17 protein-coding genes are annotated in these 17,465 nt (G+C 68.4%); 10 read left to right on the plus strand and 7 right to left on the minus strand.

The genetic code is table 11. The annotated features are described in order from the left end of the window. Positions 1-208: 208 nt before the first annotated feature. Positions 209-1,414, minus strand: a complete 1,206-nt coding sequence (locus GH266_RS23105; RefSeq protein WP_158195949.1) for a GTP-binding protein — start codon at positions 1,412-1,414, stop codon at positions 209-211. Positions 1,415-2,011: 597 nt separating this feature from the next. Beyond that, positions 2,012-3,031 carry a zinc ABC transporter substrate-binding protein ZnuA gene (gene znuA, locus GH266_RS23110; protein WP_158195950.1) on the minus strand — a complete coding sequence of 340 codons (1,020 nt, stop codon included), beginning with the start codon at positions 3,029-3,031 and terminating at the stop codon, positions 2,012-2,014. 188 nt (positions 3,032-3,219) lie between these two features. On the opposite strand from znuA, the gene GH266_RS23115 reads away from it, so the two are divergent. From GH266_RS23115 to GH266_RS23125, 3 genes are read left to right on the plus strand one after another with little or no spacing between them, the layout of a single operon-like run. Beyond that, on the plus strand, positions 3,220-4,119 hold the full coding sequence (locus tag GH266_RS23115) for an ATP-binding cassette domain-containing protein (protein WP_199270408.1): 900 nt from the start codon (positions 3,220-3,222) through the stop codon (positions 4,117-4,119). After that, positions 4,112-4,954 (plus strand): metal ABC transporter permease, encoded by an 843-nt coding sequence (locus GH266_RS23120; protein WP_158196373.1) that lies wholly within the window; start codon positions 4,112-4,114, stop codon positions 4,952-4,954. The genes GH266_RS23115 and GH266_RS23120 overlap by 8 nt, the downstream gene beginning before the upstream one ends. Positions 4,955-4,967: 13 nt before the next feature. Beyond that, the gene (locus GH266_RS23125) at positions 4,968-5,375 is read left to right on the plus strand and encodes a Fur family transcriptional regulator (protein WP_158195951.1); all 408 of its coding nucleotides are present in this window, start codon (positions 4,968-4,970) and stop codon (positions 5,373-5,375) included. Positions 5,376-5,450: 75 nt separating this feature from the next. Here GH266_RS23125 and GH266_RS23130 read toward each other — a convergent pair whose 3' ends face one another. The 4 genes from GH266_RS23130 to GH266_RS23145 are packed head-to-tail and all read right to left on the minus strand — an operon-like array spanning position 5,451 to position 9,407. Next, a complete protein-coding gene (locus tag GH266_RS23130) occupies positions 5,451-6,266 on the minus strand; it encodes a heme ABC transporter ATP-binding protein (RefSeq protein WP_209001686.1) in 816 nt (271 codons plus the stop codon). Positions 6,267-6,268: 2 nt separating this feature from the next. Further along, positions 6,269-7,384 carry a FecCD family ABC transporter permease gene (locus GH266_RS23135; RefSeq protein WP_158195953.1) on the minus strand — a complete coding sequence of 372 codons (1,116 nt, stop codon included), beginning with the start codon at positions 7,382-7,384 and terminating at the stop codon, positions 6,269-6,271. 14 nt (positions 7,385-7,398) lie between these two features. After that, positions 7,399-8,322 carry a heme/hemin ABC transporter substrate-binding protein gene (locus GH266_RS23140; protein WP_158195954.1) on the minus strand — a complete coding sequence of 308 codons (924 nt, stop codon included), beginning with the start codon at positions 8,320-8,322 and terminating at the stop codon, positions 7,399-7,401. Positions 8,323-8,345: 23 nt separating this feature from the next. Further along, on the minus strand, positions 8,346-9,407 hold the full coding sequence (locus GH266_RS23145; RefSeq protein WP_199270409.1) for a hemin-degrading factor: 1,062 nt from the start codon (positions 9,405-9,407) through the stop codon (positions 8,346-8,348). 395 nt (positions 9,408-9,802) lie between these two features. Here GH266_RS23145 and GH266_RS23150 point away from each other — a divergent pair, with 395 nt between their 5' ends. The 6 genes from GH266_RS23150 to GH266_RS23175 are packed head-to-tail and all read left to right on the plus strand — an operon-like array spanning position 9,803 to position 15,045. Next, on the plus strand, positions 9,803-11,863 hold the full coding sequence (locus tag GH266_RS23150) for a TonB-dependent receptor domain-containing protein (RefSeq protein ID WP_158195955.1): 2,061 nt from the start codon (positions 9,803-9,805) through the stop codon (positions 11,861-11,863). Positions 11,864-11,881: 18 nt separating this feature from the next. Beyond that, a complete protein-coding gene (locus tag GH266_RS23155; protein ID WP_158195956.1) occupies positions 11,882-12,337 on the plus strand; it encodes a hypothetical protein in 456 nt (151 codons plus the stop codon). A 60-nt stretch (positions 12,338-12,397) separates the two neighbouring features. Next, complete coding sequence (locus GH266_RS23160; RefSeq protein WP_158195957.1) at positions 12,398-13,105, plus strand: MotA/TolQ/ExbB proton channel family protein; 708 nt, start codon at positions 12,398-12,400, stop codon at positions 13,103-13,105. Next, positions 13,095-13,484 carry a biopolymer transporter ExbD gene (locus GH266_RS23165; RefSeq protein ID WP_120268149.1) on the plus strand — a complete coding sequence of 130 codons (390 nt, stop codon included), beginning with the start codon at positions 13,095-13,097 and terminating at the stop codon, positions 13,482-13,484. The genes GH266_RS23160 and GH266_RS23165 overlap by 11 nt, the downstream gene beginning before the upstream one ends. Next, positions 13,481-13,936 (plus strand): ExbD/TolR family protein, encoded by a 456-nt coding sequence (locus GH266_RS23170; RefSeq protein WP_158195958.1) that lies wholly within the window; start codon positions 13,481-13,483, stop codon positions 13,934-13,936. Before GH266_RS23165 ends, GH266_RS23170 begins: the two co-directional genes overlap by 4 nt. Then, on the plus strand, positions 13,936-15,045 hold the full coding sequence (locus GH266_RS23175; RefSeq protein ID WP_158195959.1) for an energy transducer TonB family protein: 1,110 nt from the start codon (positions 13,936-13,938) through the stop codon (positions 15,043-15,045). Before GH266_RS23170 ends, GH266_RS23175 begins: the two co-directional genes overlap by 1 nt. A gap of 158 nt (positions 15,046-15,203) precedes the next feature. Here GH266_RS23175 and GH266_RS23180 read toward each other — a convergent pair whose 3' ends face one another. Beyond that, a complete protein-coding gene (locus GH266_RS23180; protein ID WP_209001510.1) occupies positions 15,204-16,508 on the minus strand; it encodes a DUF2254 domain-containing protein in 1,305 nt (434 codons plus the stop codon). Positions 16,509-16,899: 391 nt separating this feature from the next. Here GH266_RS23180 and GH266_RS23185 point away from each other — a divergent pair, with 391 nt between their 5' ends. Beyond that, positions 16,900-17,439, plus strand: coding sequence for an extensin-like domain-containing protein (locus GH266_RS23185; RefSeq protein ID WP_158195960.1), 540 nt, complete (start codon positions 16,900-16,902; stop codon positions 17,437-17,439). Positions 17,440-17,465: the final 26 nt, after the last annotated feature.

The following is a 17,465-nucleotide window of genomic DNA, read 5'->3' on the forward strand; positions in this document are numbered from 1 at the left end:
AGGAGGATCGCGAGGGCCGGGGCAGGTCCCCCGGCCGAGCGGTCCGACGCCGCAGATCGCAGCTCGACCGACGCCCTTCGGGTATGCCGGAACCCGCCGGCAACAGCGTCGCAAACCCTTGAAAACCTGATGGTTTCCTGCGGTCTTGCTTCTTGTATCCGATCGGGTTCGGGCATACCGTTTCTCGTCAGAATTATGAGTTCACGACCTAGGCCGCCGCGCTGCCCCAGGCGGGGAAGGGGTCGTCGAGCCCGGTCCAGCGCTCCGGATGGAAGCCGGTGTCGGCGACCAGTGCCGCGTCGAGCTCGGCCCGGATCGCCGCTTCATCCATGCCGGCGGTGCCGATGAAGACGATCTCCTGCCGCCGGTCGCCCCACACGGGATGCATGTAGGGCTCCATCGCCCGCCGCCAGTCGGGCGACTCGGGCCAGTGCTGGCGCGGCACCGCCGACCACCACAATCCGCGCTTTTCGGTGGTGACGAAGGCGCCGGCCTGGCTGATCTCGCCGACGAACTGCGGCCGCGTCGCCAGCCAGAAGAAGCCCTTGGCGCGGATCACCCCCGGCCAGCTCTTGTGCACGAAGCGGCTCAGCGCGCGCGGGGCGAAGGGCCGGCGCGCCCGGTAGACGAAGGAGCGGATGCCGTATTCCTCCGTTTCCGGCACATGGTCGGCAAAGCCGTTCAGCTCCTTGAACCACAGCGGATGTTCATGCGCCTTTTCGAAGTCGAAACGGCCGGTGCCCAGCACGTCGCGCAAGGGGACCGCCGAGCGGTCGGTTTCCATCACCACCGCGTCCGGGTTCAGACCGCGCACGATCTGGCGCGCGGCTGCAAGGTCCTGCGGGCGGGCATCGCTCACCTTGTTGAGGATGATCGTGTCGGCGAACTCGATCTGGTCGACGAGCAGGTCGACCAGCGTGCGCTCGTCCTCCTCGCCGAGCGATTCTCCCCGCTCTGTGAGGAAGTCGGTGGAGCCGTAGTCCTTCAGGAGGCTTGCCGCATCCACCACCGTCACCATCGAGTCGAGCCGCGCCACGTCGCTCAGGCTCTCGCCCTCCTCGTCACGGAACTCGAAGGTCGAGGCGACCGGCAGCGGCTCGGAAATGCCGGTGGATTCGATCACCAGGTGGTCGAAGCGGCCTTCTGTCGCCAGCGCCTGCACCTCGCGCAACAGGTCCTCGCGCAGCGTGCAGCAGATGCAGCCATTGGTCATCTCCACCAGCCGCTCCTGGGTTCGCGAGACGTTGCCGCCGCCCTCGCGCACCAGGCTGGCATCGATGTTCACCTCGCTCATGTCGTTGACGATGACGGCGACCCGCAGCCCCTCGCGATTGTTGAGGATGTGGTTGAGCAGGGTCGTCTTGCCGGCGCCCAGAAAGCCGGACAGGACGGTGACGGGGAGGCGATTGTCCATCGCGAAAACTCCTGGTTGACGGCGGGCAGGCGGAGGCTGCCAGCGCCGGATTGGCTTATTATGTTATTACATAACATTGCTTGACCGAAAGAATGGCGGCCGGAACCGCCACGATCTTCTATTCCCACGGCCGTACCCTTGGGCACGCGGAGCGCGCGCCGGAATGACAACCTGAGAGAAGGGCACGGCCTCGCATCCTCTCTGCCGTCACCCCGGACGAGCATCGCGAGATCCGGGGCCCATTCGTTCCCAGAGCGGTTGCGAGGACACGCCGACGCGCGCCCACGCTCCGCCTGTCGTCCCGGTTTCGGCGCAGCCGAAGACCGGGATCCAGTAACCCCAGGTCGTGCGGCCCGAGCCGTGACGTCGCCGCGAGCGCCCCTCGCCGAGGCTGGGGAACTGCTTGCGCAAACCTGCCCATCCCGGCGGATACTGGATACCTGCCTTCGCAGGTATGACAGCCGGGGAGACCGCCAACGCCCTCCGCCTCACGCTTGCTGCGGGTGCCAATGGTTCCCGGTTCTGCGCTTTGCTTGACCGGGATGACATCCTGAGAGAAGGGCACGGCCTCCCATCCCCTTGGGGGAGGGGAAAGCCTCAGCCGTTGCTGCCAAGGCACTGTTCCATCGAGCTGGCGAGCCCGTCGATCAGGCCGAAATAGAGGTCCGGCCCGTCGGCAAGCTCCGCGCCCAGCGGGTCGAGCACGCCCGAGCGGGCCTTGGTGCCCTCGGTCACCACCTGGATCAGCTTCGGCTCGAACTGCGGCTCGGCGAAGACGCAGGTCGCGCCCAGCTCGCCGATGCGTGCCTTGATCTCGGTGACGCGCTCCGCGCCCGGCATCACTTCCGGGCTGACGGTGATCGAGCCGGAGGCGGTCACGCCGAAGCGCTTCTCGAAATACTGGTAGCCGTCGTGGAAGACGATGAAGCCCTTGCCGCGCAGCGGCGCCAGCCGCGCGTCGATGTCGGTGCGCATCGTCTCGATCCGCTCGACGGTCTTGGCCGCATTGGCCTCATAGGCAGCGGCGTTGTCCGGATCGGCTGCCGACAGCGCCTCGGCGATCTCGCTCACCATGGCCTTGGCGTTTTCCGGATCGAGCCAGATATGCGCGTCGAAGGCGCCATGGGCATGCCCGTGCCCGTCGTCATGCCCATGCGTCTCGTCATGGTCGTGGCCGGCATGGTCGTCGTGCTTGTCCTCGTCATGGTCGGCATGTCCATGCTCCCCCCCGTGCTCCCCATGATCATGGCCCTCGAACGCGCCGCCCTCGCGGAAGGGCAGCTTGACGAGGCCGTGCGCGTCGATCAGCTCGATGGACTTCGCGCCGGTGCCGATGGTCTCGACCGGCTTTTCAAGGAAGGCCTCCAGCTCATGGCCGATCCAGAAGATCAGGTCGGCCTCCTGCAGCGCCCGCGCCTGCGAGGGGCGCAGGCTGTAGGTGTGCGGCGATCCGGCGCCCTCGATGATCAGCTGCGGCTCGGCCACACCCTGCATCACCGAGGCGACGAGCGAATGGACCGGCTTGATCGAGGCCACCACCTTCGGTGCGGCATGCCCTGCGGCACTCGTCGCAACCAGCAGCGAGGCGGACAGCAGCAGTGTGCGGGCAAGCGTCATGATCGTCTCCGTATCGGCTGACATGTTATAAGATTACATTGTTGCGTTACGCTATAACGTGTGAGATACAGACGGGCAAGCCCCTGTCGGACCCTCTGTCGAAAAAACTCCCGCACTGCGAAACGCGCGGGACTTGCCCGCCGCGCGGGAGCATTGGAGGATGGCCGCGTGAATCAGGACCCAGCCCCATGTTGACGACCCCATCGAGGCCCGCCGGAGAGGATCTCGTCCGCCTTACCTCGGCCGGCGTGTTCCGCGACGGCCGCTGGCTGGTGCGCGGCGTCGACCTGGCCGTGCGCCGGGGCGAGATCGTCACCCTGATCGGGCCGAACGGCTCGGGCAAGTCCACCACGGCCAAGACCGCGCTCGGGCTCATCGCCCCGAGCGAGGGCAGGGCGGAGCGCTGCCCCGGCCTTGCCGTCGGCTATGTGCCGCAGAAGCTCAGCATCGACTGGACGCTGCCGCTCACCGTCGAGCGGTTCCTCTCGCTCACCGGCCGCATTTCCTCGCGCGAGACCGACCGCGTGCTGGAGGCGACGGGCATTCCGCACCTGCGCCGCGCCGAGATGCGCAACCTGTCGGGCGGCGAGTTCCAGCGCGCGCTGCTCGCCCGCGCCATGGCCCGCAAGCCGGACCTTCTCGTCCTCGACGAGCCGGTGCAGGGCGTCGACTTTTCCGGCGAGGTCGCGCTCTACGATCTCATCCGCCGCATCCGCGACGACATCGGCTGCGGCATCCTCTTGATCTCGCACGACCTGCATGTGGTGATGGCGGCAACCGATCATGTCGTCTGCCTCAACGGCCATGTCTGCTGTCAGGGCGCGCCGAAGGCGGTCGCCTCGAGCGAGGCCTACCGGCAGCTGTTCGGCGCCCGCGCCGATGCGACGCTCGCCGTCTACGAGCATCATCACGACCACACCCATCTGGCGGACGGGCGGGTGATGCATGCCGACGGCAGCATCACCGAGCATTGCCACCCGGACGACGGCCACCACCATCACCACGACCACGATCATGATCACGACCATGACCATGATCACGGGGCAGGGGGCGCTGCCGCATCCCCGGCCGGAGGGCGCCATGCTTGACGACTTCTTCCTGCGCGCCCTGATTGCCGGCGTCGGCGTCGCGCTCGTTGCCGGGCCGCTCGGCTGCTTCGTCGTGTGGCGGCGGCTCGCCTATTTCGGCGACACGCTTTCGCATGCCGCGCTCCTCGGCGTGGCGCTGGCCTTCCTGATGCAGGTCAACATCACGCTCTCGGTCTTCACCGTCTCGGTGCTGGTCTCGCTGGCGCTGCTCGGCCTGCAGCGCCGGGCCTCGCTCTCGTCGGACGCGCTGCTCGGCCTGCTCGCCCATTCCTCGCTGGCGCTCGGCCTCGTCGCGCTCGCCTTCATGAGCTGGGTGCGCATCGACCTGATGGGCTTCCTCTTCGGCGACATCCTCGCCGTGTCGAAATTCGACATTCTCGCCGTCTATGTCGGCGGTGCTGCGGTGCTGGCCGTGCTGGTCATGATCTGGACGCCGCTCTTTGCGGCGACGATCAGCCGGGAACTGGCCGAGGCGGAGGGCTTGCACCCCGACCGGGCCAACCTCATCTTCATGATCCTGCTGGCGACCGTCATCGCCATCTCGATGAAGATCGTCGGCGTCTTGCTGATCACGGCGATGCTGATCATTCCGGCCGCCACCGCGCGCCGCCTGTCCGGCGGACCGGAGCAGATGGCCGTCATTGCGGCCCTTGTCGGCGCCATTGCCGTCGTCGGCGGCTTGTTCGCCTCGCTGGAGTGGGATACGCCGTCGGGGCCGTCCATCGTCGTCGCGGCGCTGGTGCTGTTTCTCGCCAGCCTGTCGCCGGTCGCCGGATGGTTGCCGAAGCTGTTCGGCAGGGACGAAAAGGGCTCGCGCCCGGGGGAAGCCAAGTGATGAGGACCAGTCGATGAGCGGAGAAACCCTGTCTGGCCTGACGCGCAACCAGACCCTGGTCCTGTCGGCGCTGGAACGCGCCGGCGCGCCCTTGAGCGCCTACACCATCCTCGACCAGCTGCGCGAGGAGGGCTTCCGCGCCCCGCCGCAGGTCTACCGCGCGCTCGACAAGCTGGTGGAAATGGGCGCCGTGCACCGGCTGGAAAGCATCAACGCCTTCGTCGCCTGCCGTCATCCCGACTGCGAGGGGCACGAGACCGCCGCCTTCGCCATCTGCGAGACCTGCGGACAGGTGCGCGAGCTCAACGACGCGCATCTCGCCCATCACCTGCGCGACCTTGCCGGCAAGTACGGGTTCGTCGTGCGCAAGTCGACGGTGGAACTGCGCGGCACCTGTGCAACCTGTCAGGCTGCTGCCTAAGACAGGCAGGAATGCCTGGCTGTTGCCTAAGACAGGCAAAAAATCTCAAGCGGCAGCCTGACAGGGCGACAAATTTCAGCGCACCGCCGCGGCCGGTCCCGCCGCCTGCGGCAGGATGAAGGGAACCTCGCCCGCCGGCACCGCCGACACCCGCAACGGGTGGTCGAACGCCTCCGACACCAGCCGGTCGGTGATCACTTGCTTCGGCGTTCCCTGCGACAGCAGCCGGCCGGTCTTCATCACCAGGATATGGTCGGCATAGAGCGCCGTCAGGTTGAGGTCGTGCAGCACCGCGACCACGCCGCCGCCGGCCCGCGCATAGTCGGCGGCGACATCCATGATCAGGATCTGGTGGCGGATATCGAGGCTGGAGATCGGCTCGTCGAGGAACAGCCAGCGCGGCACGCCGTCCGGGCAGGGCTCCCAGACCTGGCACAGCACCCGGGCGAGCTGCACCCGCTGCTGCTCGCCGCCCGACAGCGAGTGGTAGTCGCGCGCGGCAAAGCCGTCGAGATCGACCCGCTCCAGCGCTTCGGCGATGCGCCGGTGCGGCGAGCCGGCGATCAGCGCGCCGCGGCGGATGCCGAGCCGCACCACCTCGGCGACGGTCAGCGGAAAGGTCAGGCTCGCCTGCTGCGGCAGCACCGCGCGCAGGCCCGCCAGCGCTTCCGGCGGCAGGCCGCCGACGTCCGTGCCGTTGAGCCGCACCCGCCCGCCATGCGGCAGCTCGCCGGTCACCGCCTTCAGCGTCGTGCTCTTGCCCGAGCCGTTCGGCCCGACGATCACCGTCACCTGGCCGGCCTTCGCGGTGAAGGAGACATCGCGCACGATGGGCGTGCCGCCCAGCGAGACGTGCAGCGCCTCGATCTCGAGAGTGGGGGTCGCAGGCATGCTCATGAGGTGACCAGCCCTTTCCGCCGAAGCAGGATCCACAGGAAGAACGGCGCGCCGGCGAGCGCAGTGAGAATGCCGATGGGCAGCTCTGCCGGGGCGACGATGGTGCGGCTCACCGTGTCGGCGAGGATCAAGAGGCTGCCGCCCAGCAGCGCGCAGGCCGGCAGCAGGAACCGGTGGTCCGGGCCGATGGTCAGCCGCAGCAGATGCGGCACGACGATGCCGACGAAACCGATGCCGCCGCTGACCGCAACCGAGGCGCCGGTCGCCGCCGCCACCGCGACGATGGCGATCCGCTTCAGCCGCTGCACGCGGATGCCCAGATGCCCGGCCGCGGCCTCGCCCAGCACCAGCGCGTTGAGCCCGTTCGCCAGGAACGGCACGCCGACCAGCACGATGGCAATGATCGGCCCGGCTGCCAGGATCTTTTCCCAGTTGGCGCCGGCCAGCGAGCCGAGCCCCCAGAAGTTGAGATCGCGCAGCTGCTGGTCGTCGGCGATGAAGACCAGGAGGCCCGTCGCAGCCCCCGCCAGCGCCGCCAGCGCGATGCCTGCCAGCAGCATCGTCGCGACCGAGGTCATGCCGCCGCGCGTGCCGATCCGGTAGAGCGCGAAGGTGGTGACGAGACCGCCGAGGAACGCCGCCAGCGGCAGCGCGTAGATGCCGAGCACGGCGACCACCGGCGACAGCGCCGTGGTGCCGAGCACGATCATCGAGGCAGCGCCGAGGCCTGCGCCTGCCGACACGCCGACGATGCCGGGGTCGGCGAGCGGGTTGCGGAACAGGCCCTGCATCACCGCACCCGAAACCGCCAGAGCCGCGCCGATCAGTGCGCCGAGCAGGACGCGCGGCAGCCGCACGTCCATCAGCACGATCCGGTCGCGCAGATCCGACGGGCTGGCCGCCTCGCCCTGGCCGAACAGCCCGTTGACGACGGCCGACAGGCTGATCTGCAGCGCGCCGGTGGTCAGCGAGAACAGCATCACCGCAACGAGCAGCACGGCGAGCCCGGCGATCACCAGCCGCGCCAGCGGCTCGCGGTCGCCGAGGCGCGCCCGGGCGACCACATGCTCGGGCAGCAGCCGTTCGGACAGGGACGAGGAGGTCAGGCTCATCGGGCGCGCCTCCTTTAAAGGCCCATGCCGGCGAGCGCTGCCGACAGGTCGCGCACGGCAGCGCCGGTGCGCGGGCCGAAGCCGATCAGGTAGAGCCCGTCCATCTGGATCAGCCGCTTGTTCTGCCCGGCCGGCGTCTGCGCCAGCGAGGCATTGGCGAACACCTGCTCGGCGGAGGCGGTGTGGCCCTCGCCGCGGCTGATCATCAGGATCACGTCGGGGGCCGCGGCGATCAGCGCCTCGTCGTTGATCTGCTTGTAGCCCTCGAACACGCCCATGGCGTTGGTCGCGCCGGCCAGCTCGATCATGCCGTTGGCGGCCGTTCCCGTACCGGAAGCAAGGATCCGCCCGCCGTTCATCGACAGGATGAAGAGCACGCGCGCCTCGCGGCCGAGCGCCTTCGCTTCCGTGACGGCGGCATCGAGTTCCGCGCCCACCTGCTCGGCGAGCTTTGCGGCCTTGTCGCCCGCGCCGATCGCTTCGCCCACTTTCTCGATCTTGCCGAGAATGCCGGCACGGTCGAAGGTCTCGGGCACCGAAACGTAAGGCACGCCTGCCTCGCGCAGCACGGCGAGCGCTTCCGGCGGGCCGCTGCCCTCCAGCATCAGGATGGCGTCGGGCTTCACCGACAAGACGCCCTCGGGCGAGAGCGCGCGCATGTAGCCGACATCGGGCAGTTCGGTCGCGGCCTGCGGGAAGCCGCTGGTGGAATCGCGCGCCACCAGCCGGCCTTCCTCGCCGAGCGCATAGACGATCTCGGTCACCGAACCGCCGATGGCGACGATGCGCTGCGCGCCCGAAATGTCGGCGGCCTCCTCGGCAAAGGCCGGGGAGGCGGGCAGGGTGAGCACCGCCGCAAGGGCGATGCGGCGGAGCGTGCGGCCAAGCGGCCAAATTGCAAGCATGCGGCCAAGCGGCCGCGGGGAAAGCAGGGTCATGGTCCGTCCAGACTTGTGTTGGGTCACTCGGCGGCGACGGTCTCAGGGCGCGCCAGCCCCTCGACCAGCTCGCGCCAGTCGGCACGCTCGACCTTGCCTTCCTTGCGCACGCCGAAGAACTGGATGATCAGCGTGCCGTCGGCGTCGTAGGCCTCGATGGAGGTCACGTGGCCGTCGCTGGTCGGCTTGCGCACGGCCCAGGCCTCGGTGATGTGGTCGGTGCGCAGGTGCAGGTGGAAGCCTGGATCCATCACGTTGATCCAGGGGCCCATCGGCGCGATCTTGGCGATGGGTCCGGAATGGATCTGGATGCAGCCGCGATTGCCGACGAAGCACATGATCGGCTGGCCGCTGTCGGCCGCCGCCTGCATCATCGCCGGCACCGCGCCTTCGGCCAGCGGCCAGGCATAGTCGTCGCCGGCAAGGTTGAGCGCGTTCAGCCGGTGCAGGTCGAGATCGCGCAGCATGCCGTGGAACTGGTGCGTGTCGGTCAGCGCCTGCCAGCGCTCGCGCAGCGCGTCTTCCTTGTCGCGCTCCAGCGCCGGGCGCGCGGAGATCTCGGCCGGCGTGACCTCGGTCAGGAGGCCCGGCTCCTGGTCGTCGGCGAGCAGGCTCTCCACCAGCGCGGTCCAGGCGGCCATGTCCGTGCCGGGGCGCGTATGCACCTTGTGCACCGCATCGCCGTGGACGTCGAAGAACTGCAGGCTGTGGCGCTCCACGCCGTCCTCGCCGGTCTTGGCGACCGCGAAGCCGTGCACCCAGGCGGTGGGGAACATGCGCGTGTCGATGTCCGCGCCCAGCATCATCGCCGCGCGCTTGCCCGGCACGAAGCGGTCGTAGACGCCGATCTTCTCGTGCACCGCGCTTTCGTTGCGGGTCAGCGCCATGACCTCGCCGACGCCGCCCAGCCCCTTGAAGATCTCGTCGAAGCGGATCTCGATGCGGCCGACGCCCAGCCCGCAGAAGGCGGAGACGAATTCCGCCTCGCTCAGCTCCAGCATGCGGGCGAGGTCGCGCTCGCGCATCTTCGGGTTCTCGGCGCGCATGCGGCGGACGTGTTCGTAATCGGTAGTTTCGCGAGTCATGGGGTCACCTTGTTGCAAGCGGCCGTGCCGCGATCCGCGCCTGGCGGGCTCGCGTCCATGCGGGCCGGTCGGGTTCGACCTGGGCTTGCACCTTTCCGGGGAAGGCGGTGTCCGGCGCGGCTCATGCGCGCTACCGCGGGTTTCCGGCGGAAAGGCTGTGCTGGCTAAGGTGCCGAACGGGTTGCCTGTGATCGGAATGCCGATCTCATACTTGACTCAATTACTCATGTTTTGTAACGACATCAATACCTGAGCAAGTTTCTCAAGTTTTATCAACATTCGACGAGCAAGCAAGCGCATGCCAGCGAGCGATCGAGCACGATTGGAGATGTCAAATGGGGCTGGCAGGCTCGTACAGGACTGAAAGGACGGCGGCGGGCAGGGCTGCTGTCTTGATGAGCGGCGTCGCGCTTTGCGCGCTGAGCGGCGTTTCGGGCGCCCTGGCGCAGGACGTGGCGGCCGAGGGCGATCCCGGCCGCGCGACCATGCTGCAGCGCATCGTCGTCGGCGCGGGCGCCGAGAAGGTGGCGATCGACACGCCGCAGGCGGTGACCGTCCTCGACCAGGAGGACATCGACGCCGAGCAGGCGATGACCATCGGCGAGCTGTTCCGCCAGGTGCCGGGCGTCACCATCGTCGGCAGCGACCGCATCGGCGGCCAGTCCTTCAACATCCGCGGCATCGGCGATCTCGGCTCGTCGGACGAATCGAAGATCATCGTCGCGGTCGACGGCGCGGTGAAGTTCTACGAGCAGTACCGCATGGGCTCGTTCTTCTCCGATCCCGAGCTCTACAAGCAGGTCGAAGTGCTGCGCGGCCCGGCCTCGTCCACCCTTTACGGGGCGGGCGCCATCGGCGGCGTGATCAACTTCACCACCAAGGATCCGGAAGACTTCATCAAGCCGGGCCAGACCGCCGCCGTGCGTCTCAAGACAATGTACGATTCCAACAAGGACGGCGCGATGGCGTCGGTCACCGCGGCCTACGCCTTTTCCGACCAGACCTCGATGCTGCTCAACGGCAACTTCCGCCGCTCCGGCGAGTACGAGAACGGCCTCGGCCAGCCGGTCCCCGGCTCCGACTTCGACTCCTTCTCCGGCCTTGCCAAGATCGTCCACCGCTTCGGCGACAACAACGAGCAGTCGGTCCGCCTGTCCTACGAGCGCTGGCAGAGCGATGCGGACGACACGGCCTACTCGCAGACCGGCACTCTGCCCTTCGGCACCATCGACCGCGAGATCACCGACCAGACGGTGGTCTTCGCCTACGAGAACCCGGCCAGCGACAATCGCTGGCTCGATCTGAAGCTGAACCTGTCCTTCTCGGACACTCAGGTGAACCAGAGCAACGCCTCGGCGCCGATTCCCTCGCCGCTGTTCTTCGACAGCGAGTACGCCTACCGCACCTGGTCGGGCCGGCTGCAGAACACCTTCGACTACGAAGGCGACGCCATCCGCAACTACTTCACCTTCGGCACCCAGGTCAGCTACCAGGAGCGCGTGGCCGACACCGTGCTCGGCAAGGTCTCGTTCCACCCCGAGGGCACGGACACCAAGTTCGGCTTCTTCGCCCAGAACGAATTGATCTGGAACGACCGGCTGACCCTCATCCCGGGCGTGCGCGTCGACTTCGTCAACCTCGATCCGTCCGGCAGCGTCATCGGCGGCAACCAGCGGAACGAGACGGCGTTCTCGCCCAAGCTCGCGGTGATGTACAAGCTGAACGACACGTTCTCGCTGTTCGGCTCGCTCGCCCATACCGAGCGCGTGCCGACGCTGGACGAGCTCTACTCGACCAACCCGGGCGATGCCAGCTATCCGGGCGGGCGGACCGTCAGCCCGAACCTGACCAAGGAGAGCTCGAACGCGGTCGAGGTCGGCTTCACCATGCAGGCGTTCGACCTGTTCACCTCCGGCGACGGCCTGCAGGTCAAGACCACCGGCTTCTACAACGACCTGAAGGACATGATCGCCCCGAACCCGGCGCGCGGTCTGGCGACCCCGGTCTCGTACTATGTCAACATCAACGCCGCCGAGATCATGGGCGTCGAGGTGGAAGCGGCCTACGATTCGGAGTTCTTCTTCGGCAGCCTGGCCTTCAGCCACATCCACGGCGAGGACAAGGCGACCGGCGCCACGCTGACCACCATCCCGGCCGACACGCTGGCCGTGACGCTCGGCGGCCGCCTGCCGGACTACGACCTGTCCTTCGGCTGGCGCGGCCTCTTTGCCGGCTCCATCGGCACCGGCGCCACCGCGCGTGCGGGCGGGTTCGGCGGCTACTCCGTGCATGACCTGTTCGCCGACTGGAAGCCGGACGAGGGCATGATGGCCGGCTTCGAGGTCCGCGGCGCTGTGGAAAACCTCTTCGACAAGCAGTATCGCAACAACCTCGCCGGCGACGACGGCAAGGGGCGCACGTTCAAGTTGACTCTGGCCAAGACCCTTGGATGGTAGGCCGACAGGGAGAGACGAATGGGACGCAGACTTGAAATCGCGGCTGCGGCGGCTTTGACCGCCGCGGCCCTGTGGGCCGGCCAGGCGCGGGCCGCAGAGGACGCCTCGAAGGACGGGGCGTCCTCGTCCGGTCTTCACATCGAGCTGAACCGGGTCACGGACAATGGCGGCGGCGGGTGCCGCCTGACCTTCGTCGTGCGCAACGCGACCGGTGGCGAGGTGCCGCAGCCGCGATTCGAGTTCGTGCTGTTCGACAGCGACGGCCTGGTCGACCGGCTCACCACCTTCGACTTCGGCGCGCTTGCGCCGGAAAAGACCTCGGTGCGCCAGTTCGATCTGGCGGGCGTCGCCTGCGGCAAGCTCGGCCGCATCCTCGTCAACGGACCGGCCCAGTGCGGCGAGGGCGGTGCCGCCGCCCATTGCCAGGCGCAGCTGTCGCTCGCCAGCCGGGCCGACATTCCCCTCAGCCGCTAGGCTGGTATGACACAAGGGCCGAACGGCCCCGGAATTCCATGAGCTGTTAGGAACGCACCCATGTCTTTCGCCGACATTCTCGCCTCGATCTCGGGCTTCCTGGAGCTCGGCGGCCCCGTCGTCGCCGTGCTCGCCGGCCTGTCCGTGATCGCCCTGACGGTGGTGATCCTCAAGCTCGCGCAGTTCTGGACGCAGCGGGTCGGACGTCCCGGCCGGGCCGAGGCCGCCGTGCGCCTGTGGGGCCATGGCCGCCGCCGCGAGGCCTGGCAGGCGCTCGGCGACATCCGCAGCGCCTCGGAGGAGGCCGTGGCCATCGCCATGCAGTCGGGCGAGGGCGGCAAGACCCTCGACAAGGCGCTGGTCGAGGAAGACATCGCCCGCGCCGCGACCCGCCGCCTGCACCGCTACAATGCCGGCATGAAGGCGCTCGACGCCATCGCCCAGATCGCTCCGCTGCTCGGCCTGTTCGGCACCGTGCTCGGCATGATCGAGGCTTTCCAGAACCTCCAGTCGGCGGGCAATGCCGTCGACCCGTCGCTGCTTGCCGGCGGCATCTGGGTGGCGCTGCTGACCACCGCCGTCGGCCTTGCGGTCGCCATGCCGGTCTCGCTCGTCGTCACCTATCTGGAAGGCCAGATCGAGAACGAGAAGGTCGCCATCGAGACGCTCGCCTCCGCCGTGCTGCTGGAGCAGGCGCGCGGCGGTGCCCGTGCACCGTTCGAGGAGGTCGAGGCGGGGGGCTACGAACAGGTGGCCAATGCGCATTGATTTCGCCAGTCCGCGAAGGCGCCGCCTGTCGCTGACATCGCTGATCGACGTGATCTTCCTGCTGCTGCTGTTCTTCATGCTGTCCTCGACCTTCACGCGCTTCGCGCAGGTCGATCTGGCGGCTCCCGGCGGCGGCACGGGCGGGGCCGTCACAAGGCCGGACATCTTCGCCACAGTCGATGCGAACGGCCTCACCGTGAACGGCACGCTTGTCGATCCGGAAGCACCCGGCACTGCCGTCTCCTCGCTGGTCGAGGCCGGCGCCAAGACCGCGTTGCTCGTCCCGCGCGAGGGTGCCCGCGCCCAGGATCTGGTCAGCGCGCTCGAGCTGCTGCGCGGCGGCGGCGAGCTCAAGGTCATCGTCGCGAGGCCGAAATGATCAAGGTTCGCCAGGCACCGCCCAAGCGTCAGGCGGAAAGCACCATCTCCTTGATCAACATCGTCTTCCTGATGCTGATCTTCTTCCTCATCGCCGGCCAGCTCGCCCCGCCCGTCGACCCGGACGTGACGCTTGCCGAGACGACCGAGGCGCCGCCGCTCGCCCCGCCGGACGCGCTCTTTGCCGACAGCGAGGGGCGCCTGTCCCATCGCGGCCAGCCGGTCGAGATTGCAGCCTATCTCGCGGCCCTCGGTGCGGATGGCCCAGCATCGGGCCTCGCACCGGGCCCCGCACCGGGCCCCGTTCCCGGCGAAGACGCCGGCACTGGCGGCCCCGCCGTCCTGCTGGCCGTCGACCGCGATCTCGACGCGGCGCGCATGCTGGAGATCGCCGACCAGCTCTACCGGGCCGGCGCCGGCAAGGTATCGCTCGTAACCAGGGGAGCAGAATGATGAAGCTGAGACCGCATCATGTCGCCGCGGCTCTCATGATCTCGACGGCGGTGCACGCCTCGGCGGTCGCCGTCATCATGCACGAGAGTTCCGGCGTCCAGATCGAGGGCGGCGGCTCTGTCCTGTCGGCCGAGCTCGGCGATGCCTTTGTCGATGCGCTGCAGGCCGGCGCCGATGGCGAGCACACCGAAGTGACGAGCGAAACGTCGGAAGTCGTTACGCCCATCGACGCGCCGGAGGGCGAGAAGCCCGTCGAGCACGCCACCGCGCTGGAAGAGTCCCTGAGCGAGGAAGCGACTGCGCCCGACGTGCCGCACAGCGAGGCCGTGCCGCCGGAAGAGGTGGTGGAGGCTGTCGAGCCGCCGGCCGAGCCGACCCCGGTCGCCAGCGAGACCGCCGAGCCCCTGTCGCAGACCGCCGAGACCACGCCGGCCGAGGAGACCGTCGAGGCGCTGCCGATGGAGATGGCGGCCCTTGCGCCGGGGATCGTCGCGACCGCCGTGCCCACCGCCGTCGAGCAGGCGGCCGAGGTTGCCGAGGCAGCTCCCGTCCAGGCCAGCGTCTCGCCGGTCGAGGCGCAGCCCACGCCCTCGACCGAGCGGCTGGAGGCGGTCGCCGCCGTGCCGATGCCGCAGGCCCGGCCGAAGGACCTGAAGATCGCCGAGGTCCGCCGCGAAGCCCCGGCCCGCAAGGCCGACACCGTCAAGCGGCAGAAGGAGAAGGCCGCCAGCGTCCGCTCGAAGAAGACCACCAGCGGCCATGGCGGCAACTCGAACGCCACCGCCAAGGCCGGCGGCTCCCGCAATGTCGGCAAGTCGAAGGAGTTCGGCAACGCCGACGCCTCCAACTACATGGGCAAGGTGCAAAGCAGGCTCGAGCGCGCGAAGCGGCGCGGCAGGGTCGGCCGACAGCGGGGTATGGCGGTGGTAACTTTCGTCGTCGCCAGCAATGGCAGTCTTGCCGGCGCGCGTCTGGTCAAGAGCTCCGGCAACGAGACCATCGACCGGGCGGCGCTGAGCACGGTGCAGCGGGCGCAGCCTTTCCCCCCGATCCCGCCGGAGGCACGGCGCAAGAACTGGAGTTTCACCTCGGAGATCAAGTTCGAGTGATCTTGAGACGCCGTTCTCGAAATCCGGCGATTTCGATACGGAATTTTGCAAAATTCGTCTCAAGGCGTTTCAAGCCGGATATGCCCGGGCGGGACCACCGCCCGGGCCTTCGCTTTTTCGGGGCTTGTCCCCGTTCGGCCGGTCCGGACTGACCGGTGTCAGCGCCGCCCGTCGGCCCTCTTCAGGTTGCGATGCGCCTTGTAGAGCTCATGCGCCACTTCCGCCCGGTCGTCGCGGTTGCGCACGGCGATGTTGGCGTCGGTGGCGATCAGGCGAAGATGCGTGCGCAGGATGGTCGCGTGGTCGCCCCGGCACACGAGGGCCATGCGGCCGATGGCCTGTGCGAGCCGCAGCACCACCATGACGTTGCCGCTCGCTGCCCGCCGCAGCGGATGGAGCGCGGTGCCGACGATCTCCTTCACCTCGATCAGCTCCAGCCAGACGCGCGGCTTGTCCTCCTCGTCGCAGATCAGCGAGGACGGCGCGCCGCGCTGCAGGATGATCGCCAGCGAGGCCGACAGCTGGTCCACGGCGCTGATCGCCGTATAGGAATCGTTGATGCCCGGCGACAGCGCCCGCAGCGCGATCTCGACGTTGAGATGGACGTTGAACAGGATATCCCCGTCGGCGGAGCGCGCGTCGGCCAGCAAGATCGAGCGATGTACTGCCCCGGCCAGCGCCTTTTCGTCGCCGCCGACCTGGCGCAGGATCGCGATCGGCGTCCCGGCGATGATGAAATGGCCCGGCCGCGCCACCACCTGGACGAACCCGTCCTGCTCGACGGCGTGGTGCAGCAGGGCTTCCGCCTGCACGGCCGTGACATAGCCGGAGGAGTGCGCGGGCACCGCGGTTCCCTCGCCATCCGGGATGGCGTCGCGGTCGTCGGGCTCCTCCTTCGGCTCGTCGGCCAGCAGCCGGTCGATGGCCGCGCGCAGCGAGCGCTGGGTCCGGGCGATCTCGTTATCCACCATCACCCGGCGGGCCGTGTCATGGACGAAATACACGACCCAGAAGAAGCTCGTGGTAGCCAGGGCGATGGCAATCGCGACCGAAAGGCGCGGCACCTCGTTTTCGCCGACCACATAGAGGACAAAGAGGGAATAGAGAAAGGTGGCGCCGAGCAGCCCGATGGTCGATTGATTGACACGATTGTCGGTAAACGTCTCCAGCAGCCGTGGTCCGATATTGCCCGCCGCCAGCGTGAACACCACCAGGGTCAGGGAATAGACGAGGCTGATGACGGTCATCATCGCGCCCGCGATCGTGCCCAGCACGGAACGGGCGCCGCTGGTGGAAATGTTGAGGAAGGGCAGCGCCTCGAAGACGGGGTCGAACAGATCCGAACGGTCGATGGACACCGCCAGACCGGCCAGAAGCAGGCCGCAGATCGCCAGCACCGCCGGCACGAAGAGGAACCCCCGCACCATGCGCTGCAACCGAAGCAGGGAAAGGCTCTTGAACACGTGGTCTCCTGTGGAACAACCGTACCGGGCGCGGGCGCTGCCGCCCCTTGACCTTGCGAGCCTATACGCTTGTTGCGGGGCGAGGCGAGCGGGGATTGCGATTGCCGCGGGTCTGCTGCTGTCCGCCATGACGGCCGGAGCCGGTGCGAAGACGCCGCTGCCGCAGCCAAGGCCGGCACTTTCGGTCCCCCAGGCCGAAGCGCGGGGACAGGCGGAGGATATCCCGGCCGAAAACCCCTTTCGGGAAACGGCCGGAGAGATCTCGATCCTGCCCCGCCGCAAGCCGGTTGTCCCCGCTTCGGAGCTCGCGCACCGCGCGGCCGAGGCCGGGAACAACCGGGTCGCGAACGTTTCCCGGGACGTGGATAGTCGTGCGCCGGACAGCGAGGCCGTGACGGGGTGCATCGCGGCGCTGCGCCAGCTCGGCGCCGTTTTCGAGCGGTTGCCTCCGGTCGAGGCGCCCGGTGCCTGCGGCATCGAGGATGCCGTCTCCGTTTCGGCGGTCGGCGGCATGGCGCTGGTTCCCGAAGCGGTGCTGTCCTGCGATACGGCGGCCGTCGCGGCGCGCTTTGCCGCGCAGGTTGTCGCCCCGCTGGCAAGCTCCACGCTCGGCTCCGACGTTGCCCAGATCCGCGTCGCCGCCTCCTATCATTGCCGGGGCCGCAACCGCATTGCCGGCGCAAGGCTCAGCGAGCATTCCTTCGGCCGGGCCATCGATATCCGCGGGCTCGTTCTGAAGGACGGGCGGGAGTTCGCCGTTGCCCCGCGCCAGACCGGCAGCGATGCCGGCGAGGCGATGCGGCTGCAAAAAGCGCTGAGATCTGCGGCATGCGGGCCCTTCACCACCGTGCTGGGACCGGGCTCTGACGCCTATCACGACGACCACTTCCACCTCGACACGAAGCCGCGCCGCTCGCCTTATTGCCGCTAGCGTAGGGGGATAGGGTGTCGTCCAAG

The organism is Stappia indica, assembly GCF_009789575.1.
Lineage (GTDB): Bacteria > Pseudomonadota > Alphaproteobacteria > Rhizobiales > Stappiaceae > Stappia > Stappia indica_A.

Coding starts and splice junctions, on each gene's coding strand:
- GH266_RS23105 (WP_158195949.1), bottom strand. CDS start 1,414: ATGGACAATCGCCTCCCCGTCACCGTCCTGTCCGGCTTTCTGGGCGCC.
- znuA (WP_158195950.1), bottom strand. CDS start 3,031: ATGACGCTTGCCCGCACACTGCTGCTGTCCGCCTCGCTGCTGGTTGCG.
- GH266_RS23115 (WP_199270408.1), top strand. CDS start 3,220: ATGTTGACGACCCCATCGAGGCCCGCCGGAGAGGATCTCGTCCGCCTT.
- GH266_RS23120 (WP_158196373.1), top strand. CDS start 4,112: ATGCTTGACGACTTCTTCCTGCGCGCCCTGATTGCCGGCGTCGGCGTC.
- GH266_RS23125 (WP_158195951.1), top strand. CDS start 4,968: ATGAGCGGAGAAACCCTGTCTGGCCTGACGCGCAACCAGACCCTGGTC.
- GH266_RS23130 (WP_209001686.1), bottom strand. CDS start 6,266: ATGCCTGCGACCCCCACTCTCGAGATCGAGGCGCTGCACGTCTCGCTG.
- GH266_RS23135 (WP_158195953.1), bottom strand. CDS start 7,384: ATGAGCCTGACCTCCTCGTCCCTGTCCGAACGGCTGCTGCCCGAGCAT.
- GH266_RS23140 (WP_158195954.1), bottom strand. CDS start 8,322: ATGACCCTGCTTTCCCCGCGGCCGCTTGGCCGCATGCTTGCAATTTGG.
- GH266_RS23145 (WP_199270409.1), bottom strand. CDS start 9,407: ATGACTCGCGAAACTACCGATTACGAACACGTCCGCCGCATGCGCGCC.
- GH266_RS23150 (WP_158195955.1), top strand. CDS start 9,803: ATGAGCGGCGTCGCGCTTTGCGCGCTGAGCGGCGTTTCGGGCGCCCTG.
- GH266_RS23155 (WP_158195956.1), top strand. CDS start 11,882: ATGGGACGCAGACTTGAAATCGCGGCTGCGGCGGCTTTGACCGCCGCG.
- GH266_RS23160 (WP_158195957.1), top strand. CDS start 12,398: ATGTCTTTCGCCGACATTCTCGCCTCGATCTCGGGCTTCCTGGAGCTC.
- GH266_RS23165 (WP_120268149.1), top strand. CDS start 13,095: ATGCGCATTGATTTCGCCAGTCCGCGAAGGCGCCGCCTGTCGCTGACA.
- GH266_RS23170 (WP_158195958.1), top strand. CDS start 13,481: ATGATCAAGGTTCGCCAGGCACCGCCCAAGCGTCAGGCGGAAAGCACC.
- GH266_RS23175 (WP_158195959.1), top strand. CDS start 13,936: ATGAAGCTGAGACCGCATCATGTCGCCGCGGCTCTCATGATCTCGACG.